General features: G+C 45.0%; 5 protein-coding genes. All 5 read left to right on the forward strand.

The genetic code is table 11. The features are described from left to right. Positions 1–10: 10 nt before the first annotated feature. The 5 genes from EDM21_RS17035 to fabD are packed head-to-tail and all read left to right on the forward strand — an operon-like array spanning position 11 to position 14010. A complete protein-coding gene (locus tag EDM21_RS17035) occupies positions 11–4534 on the forward strand; it encodes a non-ribosomal peptide synthetase (RefSeq protein ID WP_157337378.1) in 4524 nt (1507 codons plus the stop codon). A gap of 28 nt (positions 4535–4562) precedes the next feature. Then, a complete protein-coding gene (locus EDM21_RS17040; protein ID WP_157337380.1) occupies positions 4563–5813 on the forward strand; it encodes a macrolide family glycosyltransferase in 1251 nt (416 codons plus the stop codon). Beyond that, positions 5800–8910 carry a cyclic peptide export ABC transporter gene (locus EDM21_RS17045; RefSeq protein ID WP_157337382.1) on the forward strand — a complete coding sequence of 1037 codons (3111 nt, stop codon included), beginning with the start codon at positions 5800–5802 and terminating at the stop codon, positions 8908–8910. Before EDM21_RS17040 ends, EDM21_RS17045 begins: the two co-directional genes overlap by 14 nt. Positions 8911–8963: 53 nt before the next feature. Next, positions 8964–12713, forward strand: a complete 3750-nt coding sequence (locus tag EDM21_RS17050) for a non-ribosomal peptide synthetase (RefSeq protein WP_157337384.1) — start codon at positions 8964–8966, stop codon at positions 12711–12713. 13 nt (positions 12714–12726) lie between these two features. Beyond that, positions 12727–14010: an ACP S-malonyltransferase gene (fabD, locus tag EDM21_RS17055; RefSeq protein ID WP_157337386.1), complete on the forward strand. Its 1284-nt coding sequence runs from the start codon at positions 12727–12729 to the stop codon at positions 14008–14010. Positions 14011–14023 lie beyond the last annotated feature (13 nt).

Genomic DNA, 14023 nt, shown 5'->3' on the forward strand with positions numbered 1-14023 from the left:
GTCATAAGAAATGCTAGTCTCGGCAGCGTCTTTATCTAATTCTTCAGTTAAACATCCTTTAAGCCATCCCCAGAAACGAATTTGGTATATTGAGAATATTTACCCGAATTCCTCCTTATACAACATCGGTGGACCTGTACGAATCAAGGATACAGTCGATTTCGGTTTGCTGGAGGAAGCTATCCAGAGTTTCATCCGAAGACACGACAGCATAAGAATCCAGGTTACCGGAGATCATGGTGAAGCTCATCAATATGTAGTCCCATACGAGGACAAGAGATTAGATTTTCACGATTTTTCCAATTGTGAGGATCCTGTTGGAGCGTTTCAGAATTGGGTAAATCTTGAAGCCTCCAAGCCGATCCGTTTGGGTATTGATCCTTTGTATTATTTTGGAATGTTTCGAATATCCGAGCGTGACAACGGTTATTTGGTCAAATGTCATCATATCATTGCCGATGGTTGGTCCAATCACATCTTGACGGATCAAATAGCCGAAGAATATTGGAAGCTTCTGGCGGGAGATACGGCAACGATTGCTGAATCTGCCCCTTCTTATTTTGATTATCTAGTTCTTGAACAGAAATATTTACAATCAGACAGGTTTGTTAAGAACAAACTATTCTGGAATGACAAGTTCAACGTTCTGCCGGAAGGATTAATGTACAGCACTTCGGATCGTACAGACGGCAGAAGGAAAACCTTCGAATTAGATCCACTTCTTTCTTCAAGAATCCGTACTTTTGCGAGTTCATTCAATATCTCGTTGAATACCTTTTTTGTTTTCATTTACTTCCTTTATATCCAAAAAACCACGCAGCAAAGTGATTTAGTTATAGGAACACCCGTATTAAACCGGTCGGGCAGAAAAGAAAAAAGCATTTTCGGCATGTTCACAAGTACGATGCCATTTCGGTTCAAGCTTGATGATTGTGCAACGGTTGCAGATACATTAACCCGGATTCAAAAAGAACTGATGGAATGTTATTTTCATCAACGTTATCCCTATGATCTTCTCATTAAGGATCTTGAGCTGAAAAAACTAGGCTACAACAATTTGTTTGAAACTTGTGTCAATTACTACAATACCAAGCTGTCATCGAATATGAACGGTACATCCATTGAAAATGTAGAGTTTTATAACGGGCATCAATTATTCTCACTTCAGCTGGTCATCAAAGATTGGTCGGAGTCTGGCGGCCTGACACTGGATTTAGATTACAAGATCAATGACTACACGGAAGAGCAGATTGAAGATATGGGTTCACGGCTGCAAATTCTGATCGATCAGATCCTAGAAGATTCGGAAGCTCGCTTGAGTACAATCGGCATTGTGTCTGCGGCAGAGATGAGCCAGCAGATTGTTACGTTTAACGCGACGCAAACGAATTATCCCAAAGATAAAACAATTTATCGGTTGTTTGAGGAACAAGTCGAACGTACACCGGATCGAGTTGCGATCCGTTTCGAACAAGATCAATTGACTTACGCAGAGCTTAATGAGAAGGCCAATCAGCTTGCGCGTCACTTGATAAGCAGAGCTGTTACAAAGGAAACGATAGTTGGTTTATGGACACATCATTCTATAGAAACCGTCGCAGCCATCCTAGGCATACTAAAGGCGGGTGCAGCCTATCTGCCTATTGATCCCTCTTATCCGAAGGAACGAATTCAGTATATGCTGGAGAACTCGGGTGCCGGTCTGGTACTCACCAACGTGGATATGGGCGGCGATTTGGACGTTGCCTTGGAAATCGTCCATTTGAATGATCCGGCTCTCTACATGGCAGAGGCTTCTAACCTGGCGGTTACAAATAATCAGAACGATCTTGTTTATGTGATTTATACATCGGGTTCGACAGGCAAACCCAAAGGAACGATGATCGAGCATCAAGGTCTAACGAATTATATTTGGTGGGCGAAGCTTACGTACGTGTCCGAGGACACGGAAATATTCCCGCTCTACACATCTTTAGCTTTTGATCTCACCGTTACGTCCGTCTTTACGCCGTTGATTAGCGGGGGAACGATACTCGTTTACCGGGATTACGGGGATGAATTTGTCCTGCATCGTATTATGAGGGAGAACGAGGCAACCATAATCAAGCTTACTCCTGCACATTTGACTTTACTGAAAGAGATGGATAATCGCAGCTCATCCGTTCAGCGCTTTATCGTGGGCGGTGAAGACCTCAAAGTCAGTTTGGCCCAAAGTATAACGGATAGTTTTGACGGAAAAATTGAGATCTATAACGAATACGGTCCTACTGAAACTGTGGTCGGCTGCATGATTCATAAATATGAGAGTGAACAGGATCATAGAGCTTCCGTGCCTATCGGCATACCTGCGGATAATGTCATGATCTATATTCTTGATCCCGGACTTAATCCCGTACCTGTCGGTACAATAGGCGAGATGTACATATCAGGGGACGGAGTTGCAAGAGGATATTTGAATCGTGACGATCTGACAGCAGAGAGATTCATAGACAATCCTTTTGAAGCAGGCAGAAGAATGTACCGGACGGGAGATCTGGCGAAACGGCTTCCAACAGGCAGAATAGAATACTGTGGGCGGGTCGATCATCAAGTCAAGATACGGGGATACCGGATCGAACTTGCTGAGATTGAGAAGCATCTGCTGCAGCACGAAGCCGTACAAGATGCGGTAGTCATTGACCGCGAGCATGAGAATCAAACCAAATATCTTTGTGCCTACATGGTACTGAATTTCGATATTCCAATTGAAAATTTAAGAAATCATTTAATGCGTGCAATGCCCGAATACATGGTGCCGTCTTTTTTCGTAGAAATGGACGAGATTCCGTTGAATGTGAACGGCAAAGTGAATCGGAGCCAGCTTCCCGAACCCGATATAATCAGCGGGGCTGCTGCTGAATTTATTTCCAGCCGCACTGAACAGGAAGAACTTTTGGTGCGCGCACTTGAAGAAATTCTTCAGATAGACCGAATTGGGATGACGAACAATTTTTATCATCTTGGTGGAGATTCCATCAAAGCGATCCAGGTTGCTTCAAAGCTGAATAGTGCAGGCTGCACAATCAAAGTGAAGGATATCCTCTCTAATCCGATTATCGAGAACATGGCGAGATTCCTGGAAACCCGGGTCAAGGATCGTACACTGCAGCAGCAGAAATGTGAGGGTATCGTAGAGAATACGCCCATTTCATCCTGGTTTTTTAAGCAAAATTTTAATTCGCCTGAACATTATCATCAATCGGTGCTTCTGAATCTGAAACAAGAGATTGATGCCTCTGAGTTAGAACATATTCTTCGGGCACTTATTCAGCACCATGATGCGTTAAGAATGAATGTTGATGCAGAGAAGGGGCAAATGTTTTACAACAATCAATTGGATGACCTTGCCCTGATTAAGGTCAATGTATTCCGTCTCTCAGGTTACCCGGTTCAAGAGCAGGCTGAACGTATAGCTCAATTGGGACAATCGCTTAAGGCAGATATGCGTTTAGAAGACGACAGGTTAATCAAAGCCTGCATCTTCGATCTTGGAAGCAGCGGCCAAAAGCTGCTGATAGCCGCTCATCATTTGGTAGTTGACGGCATATCTTGGCGTATTCTTCTTGAAGATCTGGCGAATATGTTGACTAGCACGCGTAATGGAGCAGAAGCTTCTCTGCCTTTAAAAACAGATTCCATACAAAGCTGGGCCCGGTTCTTACAAACCTATCAGCAAGAAGCCTTTAAGGAGCAGAGCTACTGGCAGACGGTCGTCTGTGATTTGGCAACGATTCCCGTGGATGCTGATTGTGACGAAGATACGCTGGCAAGCGCCCATACGCTGACGCACCATTTCTCAGTCGCAGAAACCAGTCAACTGCTCCTTCAGGCACATCACGCATACGGAACAGAACCCAAAGATTTAATGATTGCGGCGCTTGCGGGAACAATTTATGACTATTTTAAGCTGGATCAAGCGGTGATTGAACTTGAAGGTCACGGGCGTGAGGAATTAGACGAATTAATTGATATCTCTAGAACCGTTGGCTGGTTTACGAGCATGTATCCCGTTAAATTGAGCAGAAATTGTGATGAACTGCCCGCCTTAATCAAATCTGTTAAAGAGCAGCTTCGCAGGATACCGAATAATGGCATCGGTTTCGGCATACTCCGGCACATATCCGGTGTTTTCACTGATTACGGCAAGCATAAACTTGTCCGCTTTAATTACTTAGGAGACTTTGACGCTGTAATGAACAACAGTTGGTTTTCGTACTCGAACGAGGATAGCGGAGCAGATTCATCTCCCGATAACCAGATGACTTCTCTTCTCGATCTGAATGCGCTCGTAGTAAATCGCCAGCTGAGCTTGACTGTAGCCTATAGCCGCAATCGCTTCAAAGATGAAACAGTAGAGGGGTTCTTGTTAGCCTATGTTAAGAGGTTACAAGCGATCCTTCAGCACTGCTGTGAGAAAGAAGATACCGAATATACACCATCAGATTTTGAAACCATAGAACTTTCTCAAGATGAATTGGACAGCCTTTTGTTTTAAATGACGAAATGAATGCTGGGGGGACCTGATGGCTAAAGTCATATTTTTCGGTGTTGACTTGCATGGACATGTTAATCCGACACTCGGATTAATTCATAAGTTGATCGAACGCGGAGAAGAAGTTGTCTACTACTGCAGCGATGCGTTTCAAGACAAAATTGAACAAACCGGCGCGACTTTTCGAAGTTACAAAGGACTGCTTGGATTTGGAACAAATGATGGATCGGGTATCGATACCTTTATGGTCTTTGCTGATTTTATCGTGAACAAAAGTCATATCATTGTAGAAGCTCTTCAAGAAGAAGTTAAACAGTGGCAGCCGGACTATATCATTCATGATGCCTTTTCCCTGTGGGGGAAGCAATTTGCCGAAAGAATGGACATTCCGGGCATTTCGGTCTTTGCGAATTTTCCATTTATCGATGAAATGGCAGATCTTGATCCGGATTTTTTTATGGAATATGTACTTAGAGCTGCGGACGATCCTATTTATAAAAAATACAAAGGGCAGCATGACATGTACAGGAAGCTGCTCGATAAGTTATCTAGAATGATTTCTATCAAGCACGGACTGCAGAATGTTAATGTCATTAACGATATATTTTGCAGTAAGGAAGCTTTGAATATTCTATTTACTTCCCGGGAATTTCAGATCTATGCCGATGCTTTCGATGAAAGTCATTTGTTTGCCGGGTATTCTTTATATTCACGCAAAGAATCAGTTGAATTTCCTTACGAACAGCTGGATGGCAGGCCGTTAATTTATATCGCTTTCGGTACGATATACAACGAACTGGAAGAAATTTATAAAACCTGTTTAGAAGCATTCGCAAGCAAGGAGCATCAGGTTATCTTGTCTGCGGGCAATAAAATCAATCTGAAGGAATTAGGCGAAATTCCCGATAATTTTATCGTTCGGCCGTATGTCCCGCAGCTCGAAATTCTGAAACGTACGGATGTATTCATTAGCCACGGCGGTGCCAACAGCATTTACGAAGGGTTATGCAATCATGTTCCTTTGGTTGTTATGCCTCAAGTATTTGATGAATATATGGGAGCGTTAATGGTTGAGAAGGCGGGAGCGGGAATCTATCTCCGTCAGGCAGAAGTAAGCGCAGCCGACCTTAAAGAAGCAGTCGAACAGGTGCTGACGACACCGTCCTATCGTGATAATTGCTGCAGGATTCAGCAATCGTTTGAAGCGACGGGCGGTTTGGACTATGCGGTTGATGGAATTTTAAAATTTGTTAAGCAGAGGGTTGCTCATGAGACGTTATAGTTGGTATTTCTTGTTATTTGCCATGGTCATTAATCTTCTACTACCGCTGAGCCCGGCGATTGCTGCTGGTGAAGAGATTACAGCGAAAGAAAAAGAAATTGAGAGTTATATCGAGAAAAATTGGAAGAAGTCAGATATACCCGGCTTATCTGTTGTCATTGTAGACGGCAGTGAAACGGTTTATCAGAAAAGTTTCGGTTATGCGGATGTAAAGAACGATGTGCCGGTCACACCGGAGACATTGTTTGAGCTCGGGTCGACAAGTAAAGCATTTACGGCTCTGGCCGTGCTGCAGCTTGAAGAGAAAGGGCTTCTGAATTTGAATGATCCTGTAACTAAATATCTTCCTTGGTTCACGATGAATTTTGAGAAACAGCCTGCTGAGATTACATTAAACCAGTTTCTTCATCATACCAGCGGGGTTCCTTTCAAAACCATCGGCGATATTCCAATCGCTGAAGGTGAAGAGGCACTCGAAGATACGGTTAGAGTCTTGACCGGGCAGGAACTGGATCATAAACCCGGTGAAAAATACTTGTATGCAACGATTAACTACGATGTGCTCGGTCTGATCATTCAGAAAGTTTCGGGCCAGACATACGAACAATATGTAAAAGAAAACGTACTGAAGCCCTTGGGTCTGAATCAGACCTTCGTCTTCAGGGAAGAAGCTCCTCAAGAGCTTATGTCCAAAGGCTACAAGTTCAATCTGTTAAGGCCTGCTGTCTATGATGCACCTATGTATAGAGGCAATACGCCTGCAGGCTATTACATTACAAATGCGGTAGATATGGCCAAATGGCTGAAAATTCAGCTGGGGCCAAGTTCGGCGGCACCTTCAATGGCTTCTTTAATAGGGAAATCCCATGAACCTGATCGATCAGTAGCTCCGGATTTTGACGGAGGCTCTTATGCGGCAGGCTGGAGTATTTATCAGAGTGGAACAGGCCAGGTCTCGCATGCAGGGGCTAACCCTAACTTTTCTTCCCATATTGTGCTTCGTCCACAGGACAACATGGGTGTCGCTGTCTTGACCAATCTTAACTCCCCATACACGCAAACGATTGCGCAGGGGATTATGAATCTCATCCATGACAAGAAATTGCCTGAGCCAATTAGTGACATGTATAAGAGCATCGACAATACCGCTTCGGCTGTTCTTTTTATTACAATACCTGTCATGCTGCTTATTCTATGGTTTACCGGGAATGTGGTTAGACAGATGATCAGGAAAGAACGTGTTTTCCAAGGCAGTGTCTTCTCGGTAGGTTTAAGCCTGTTCATCTTCAGCTGTTTTATGGCAGCTTTCATTTACTGCCTCTACCGGATACCAGACGTTATTTATTGGGAACTGAACTGGGATTTCGTTAAAGTCTGGGCACCGCAAACCCTGATCTTAGCCGTTCTTTCCTTGATCGTGACCGTATTTTGTTTCAGTCTTTACTTCATTCTTACCAATTTGTTCCCAAGGTCCGACGACAGATCGTTATTTGTTCTTACGCTGCTGAGCATAGCGAGCGGTTTCGGAAATGCTGTCGTCATTTTTATCGTAAACGAGACGTTAAACCGGGATATCGAGACATTCCAAAGCGGGCTGCTGCTCTATTTTGTACTCGGGATTGCCGTGTATGTATTTGGTCAGAGGCTGGTAAGGACGAAGCTTGTCCGGGTTGCCAACAATATGGTGTACGATAAGAGAACCGAATTGCTGGAGAAGATTCTTGACACCTCTTACGAGAAAATAGAGGGATTAGAAGACGGGACCATTCAAGCCTCACTGAACAATGATACGGAAACGATAAGTGATTTTTCTAATATTGTGATTACGGGTGCTACCAGCTTCGTTACGCTCATTTGCTGCTTTGTCTATATGGGAATTATTAGTTTTTACGGTATGCTGATCGCGATTCTCGTAATTGCCCTGGCGGCCGGCCTTCACTATGTTATCGGTCTTCAAGCCAACAAGCTCTGGGAGCAGACGCGGGATATTCAAAATATCTTTTTTAAATTTATTAATGATCTCCTGAAAGGGTTTAAAGAACTCAGCATGCACCGCGGCAAACGGCAAGATTTTCAGGAAGATATGCAAGACAGCTGCAATACTTACCGGGATAAACGGATTCAAGGCGATTTGAAATTTGCCAATGTCAACGTTTTCGGTGAGTTATTGTTTACTTTCGTTATTGGAGCCGTTGCATTTCTGTTTCCGCTTCTCTTTAGTGAATTAAAGGTCGATGCACTTCGGAGCTATGTGTTTATCTTGCTGTATATGACCGGTCCCGTTCACGGGATTCTAGGTACGATTCCGAATATATTCAGAGTTCGGATCAGTTGGAACCGGCTCCAGACCCTTTCCAAAGAGCTTGATTCGTTGAGAGACCAGCAGCAGGCGGCGGCAGAGATACGGCCGATTGCTTCCAAATCTATAGAGCTCGAGCTGAAGTCCGTTCAGTATCATTACAGCACCAAAGATGGAGAGAGTTTTGCGGTAGGGCCTTTCAACTATGCTTTCCGTACCGGAGAAATCATCTTCATTACAGGCGGTAACGGCAGCGGTAAATCCACCCTGGCTAAACTGATTACCGGACTCTATGTTCCGGCTCAGGGAGAAATTCTCATCAATGGTGAGAAGATTAGCGCCGCACAGTTAGGCCAGCAGTATTCCGCCATATTCAGTGATTTTCATTTATTCGAGAAAATGTATGGAATCGACTACAAGTCTAAACAGAACGATATTGAGCATTTTCTGAAGGTGCTGCACTTAGAGGATAAGGTTCAAATCCAAGACGGTGTTTTCCAGTCCATCAAGCTTTCGACAGGACAGCGAAAGAGACTTGCACTTCTTGTCAGTTATCTGGAGGACCGTCCGGTCTATCTCTTTGATGAGTGGGCTGCGGATCAGGACCCGGAATATCGTGCATTCTTCTATTATACGCTGCTGCCTGAATTGAAAAATCGGGGAAAATGTGTCATTGCCATTACGCATGATGATCGCTTCTTCCATTTGGCGGATCGTGTGATCAAGATGGAGATGGGAAAAATGGTACAAAGTGATTCACAGCCTCCGGCGCAAGACATGCACTATGCAACCATTTAGCCGCTAACCTGCCGACTGCTGCAATCAGAAACGGATAAAAGGACGGGAGAAGCATGAGGCAAGAACAATCACATAAAATTGACAAATCAAATGTCGAGGATATCTTGGCTTTAACCCCAACGCAGGAAGGAATGCTGTTTCACCACGTGAGCAGTCAAGACAAAGGGTATTACGTCCAGCAGCTTTCGGTGACAATTGCCGGCGACTTGTGTTCGCGTACATTTCAAAAAGCATGGGATACCGTGATTCACAATAATGAAATGCTGAGAACGGTGTATCGCTGGGTCAAACTTGAACGTCCCGTTCAAATTGTGTTGAAAAGCCATGAAATTATGGTCGTCGAGCATGATTTTTCGCACTGCACTCCGGAAGAGAGCAAGAAACTTGCACAAGCGATCAAAGACAAAGGTAGGCAGCTGTTACCCGATCTGGAAAGGGAGCCTTTCCGAATTACCTTGTGTAAGCTGGGTTCTTCGACTTGTGACATGATTTTAACCTGGCATCATATTTTGTTCGATGGATGGAGCAACGGGATTCTGCTGAAAGAATTCTTAGATGCTTATCGGGCGTTGGCATCCGGCAATGATCCCATTGTTCCTGAGAAGTCCAAATTCAAACAGTTTATTAAATGGCAAAGTACGCAAGATAAAGCCCCGCAGGAGTTATTCTGGAAAGAATACCTGCACGGTCTGGAAGAACGGACATCATTGCCTGAGTCCCAAGAAAACAGGAACTTATCGGACCCGTCAGCTGCGGGCAAATTTATTTCCGTTTTAACGGAGTCTGAGACCGAAGATATATCCCGTTTTGTAAGCCGTCACGAGCTTACACTAGCATCCTTGATCTACACGACGTGGGGAGTCCTGCTCAGTAAATACAACCAATCGGATGATGTAATGTTCGGCACTACTGTTTCGGGTAGAGTTCCCCATATCCAAGCTATTGAGAATATGGTCGGAATGTTCATTAATACGATCCCTCTGCGATTTCAATCCGAACCGGATGGGAGGGTCCAAGATGTTCTAAGGAATGTCAACGGGCAGCTGCAAAAGCGGGAGGAATTCGAGAACACGCCGCTGCAGGATATAGGAAGTTATAGCGGTCTCGGTAATCACGAACCTCTGTTTAATTCGATTGTGGTGCTGGAGAATTATCCGCTTGACAGCAGCATCCAAGGTGATGAAGCTCTGAAGCTGATGCATTACCAAATGCATGAAACAACGCATTACGGGTTGACATTAGGCGTTCAGACGTCCGGGCCGCTGGAATTGGATTTCTCCTATGACCCGGCACTGTTCTCTAGCTGTACGGTGGAGAGGATGGCGGGACATTTCAAGAGAATCTTGAAACAAATGATCAGTCAGTCCGACATGCGGCTGCGTGATATTGTGGTCCTGACACCTGAGGAGCAGAATCAGATCTTAACTGAATTTAATTCATCCCCCGCATCTGCACCTTCCGAATTGATGCACAGATTGTTTGAAAGACAGGCCGAACTAACGCCTGATCAAACGGCTGTTACCTTTAACGGAGCAAGCTGCACTTACCGGGAGATTAACGAGCGGTCCAACCGGCTTGCAAGATATTTAAGACATCAAGGCGTACAGCCTGATCAACTTGTAGCCATTGTTATGGAACGATCCGACGCCTTTATAGTTGCTGTGCTGGCCGTTATGAAAGCAGGCGGCGCCTATGTTCCTATTGATCATGAATACTCGCAAGGAAGAATCGAGTATATCCTGCAGGATAGTCAAGCCGAAGTCTTGCTTATTCAGGCAGGTTTGGCCGATGCTGTCTCGTTTGAAGGCCGGATTATACTTGCAGATAGTGAAGAAATCAATACCTGTAATCCCGCTAATCTGGAAAACCTGAATTCGCCGGAGCATGCGGCCTATATTATTTACACATCCGGCTCAACCGGCAATCCCAAAGGAGTTGTCGTTGAGCACCGCAACCTGCTGGCTTACGTACAAGCGTTTCAACGAGAATTCCGGTTGAGCAGTCGTGATGTGTTTTTGCAGCAGGCGTCCTGTTCGTTTGATGTATTCATTGAAGAGGTATACCCGGTTCTGGCTGCCGGAGGCGGCATAGTCATTGCCACTAGAATGGATGTCATGGACATTCGCAGACTGAATCAATTGATGCAGGCTCATCAAGTCACGATGGTCTCTTGTTCTCCGCTTTTGCTGAATGAGCTGAACAAACAACCGGGTATGAATAGCGTCCATACCTATATCAGTGGCGGCGATATTCTGAAACCTGAATATACATCGGAGCTTATCAAGCGGGCAAAGATCTACAATACGTATGGCCCAACCGAAGCAACCGTCTGCGCTACTTATTATAGATGCACCAGCTCGCTAGCCAAGAATATACCCATCGGCAGGCCGATTTTCAATTATCAGGTTTATATTCTGGACGTGAACGATAATCTGCTGCCGATTGGAATACCCGGGGAAATCTGCATAGGCGGTAACGGAGTGGCTCGCGGATATTTGAACCAGCCGGATCTGACCGCTCGGAAATTTGCAGCGAGTCCCTACCTTCCAGGCGGCCGGATGTACCGGACGGGCGATGTCGGGAAATGGCTGCCCGATGGTAATATCCAGTTTGCCGGAAGAAATGACGAACAAATCAAAATCCGCGGATTTCGGATCGAACCGGGTGAAGTCGAGCATGGTCTTCAGACACATGCTGAGATAGAAGAGGCCGTCGTACTGCCGGTGGATGATGCCAATGGGTCGAAATGTCTTGCGGCTTATATGAAAACGAGCAGAGAGCTAGCCGCCAGTGAAGTGCGAAACTACCTGTCTGAGCGTCTGCCGCATTACATGATTCCTTCCTTGTTCTACCGGATCGATGCTATTCCGAAGACGATGAATGGAAAAGTAGATAAAAAGGTATTGATGCAGTGCAATCATCCATTAGACAACGGGTGGGAAGAAGAGAGCACTGCAAACGATACAGAAGATAAAATTCGCAGCGTCTGGAAGGACGTTCTAAAAGTGAACAACGTCGGGCTTCACGACAACTTTTTTGATATCGGCGGCAACTCGATTCTTCTTATGCAAATGCATGCCAAACTGGAAAAGGAATACAGTTGGGGGACTCAAATTGTAGATCTTTTCTCCCATACATCGATACACAAGCTTGCCCAGTGGATTGATCAGAAAGATCGGAAGCTGAATGAGTCAGTATTCGTCCAGTACCAGGCGCTGCCTGAGAGTTACTTTGAGCGGAACATGCAGGCAAGCGGAGCAGGCGTCATGCGTTTTCATCTGCCGCTGGCTATCCGGGAGAAGCTCCGCCTAATCGCCCGAGATAACCGGGTAGAAGAATTCGATTTGCTTTTGGCGATGATGATCTATCTTTTGTCTGAATTAAACGGGGAGAAGACAGCCATTGTCCAATGTCTTCAAACTAACGGGGAAAAGGTGGTACCTCTCCAGATAGATTTAGCTGAAATGAACAATTTTGAGCAATTGTTTACGGTTGTTCATAAGAAAAGAATTCATGAGATTGAACAGACATACGCCCTGAAAGATACGGGTATGATCCATTTGTCCAAAGAGAAACATGCGATTTTACCGTTTGTATCTAATAATTCAGACGTATCCGTGGATGCCGCCTTCCTTGAGATTTACGATATAGCGCTAAGCTTTGATGAAGACCCCAATGAGCAGCCGCTAGCCGTTACCTGCAAATTCAATGACAAGAGGATCAAAAAGGAAGCCATGAATATGTTCATCAAAGGTTATCTTGATCTGATTCAGCAACTGACCAAAAGTCATGTAATGTCATGAGAGGAGAAGGGTCATGAGAAAGCTGGTACATGTTTTTCCAGGGCAAGGTTCCCAGTATGTTGGTATGGGCAAAGAATGGTACAACAGCTTCCCCGAGGCAAGAGCTGTTTTCGAAGAGGCCAATGACATTCTTACATTTGATTTAAAGAAGCTTATTTTTGAAGGAAATCAGGATAATCTTACTTTAACCGAGAATGCACAGCCTGCTTTATTAACGGTTAGTGTTGCGGCTTACCGGGTGTATATGCAGGAAGTAGGAGTAGAGCCTGCTTATTCTGCGGGCCACAGTCTGGGTGAATTCTCGGCGTTAACTTGTGCGGGCGTAATTACGTTCCCGGATGCTCTTCGCATTGTACGGCAAAGAGGGCTGTATATGCAGGAAGCTGCTGCTGAAGGTACGGGATCGATGTGCGCTGTCATTGGCATCAGCAAAGAAAGGATTGAAGAAGAATGCAGTTCGGCATCTGCATGGAATCGGGATCAAATGGTTGTAGTATCCAACTATAATTCTCCTGAGCAAATTGTTATCTCCGGACATCGGGAGGCCGTGGCAAGAGCGGCTGCACGCTTGGAAGAACAAGGGGCACGGGTATCCTTTCTTAAAGTCAGCGCTCCATTTCACAGTCCATTAATGAAAACGGCAGCTGTCAAATTCGGAGAAGAGTTACAGAACTATTCATATCATGCGTTCAAGTGGCCTGTTATCTCCAATGTCACCGGCATGCCATACGATAGCCCGGAACAGGTTATCGCTAACTTAACCGCTCAGATGACTGCCCCCGTTAAATGGGATCGATCCATGCATTATGTGCATCAGAAAGGCGTATCGGTCGCGATCGAACTCGGAGCGAGGAACATTCTCACTAATTTAATGAAGCTGAACGTCCAATCGGTGGCTTGTTATCCGCTCGACAAACCCGGACAGCTGGATATAATCCGCGAAGATATGGCTGCGGAAATCGTTGAACAGCGGCGCAAGGACAAAGTGAATAATGTCGTGACTAAGTGTCTTACGACTGCCGTCTGCACCCGCAATCGCAACTGGGATCAAACTGAATACGAACGTGGAGTTCTTGAGCCGTACCGTAAAATTCAACTTCTCCAAGAACAATTGGATGTCCAGGCTGAGACAGGAAGTCCTACGCTCAGTCAAATGAAAGAAGCTCTCGATCTATTGAAGCTTATTCTGGACACCAAGAAGGTTCCGGCAACCGAGCAAAAGGAAAGATTTCAAGTCATTCTGAAAGATACCCGTACGATCTCCTTATTCCCTGAATTTGCTCATATTGGCGCTTAAAACGAAGGTTAAG

Origin of the sequence: Paenibacillus lutrae (assembly GCF_009757775.1) — a bacterium.
Taxonomy (GTDB): Bacteria; Bacillota; Bacilli; order Paenibacillales; family NBRC-103111; genus Paenibacillus_F; species Paenibacillus_F lutrae.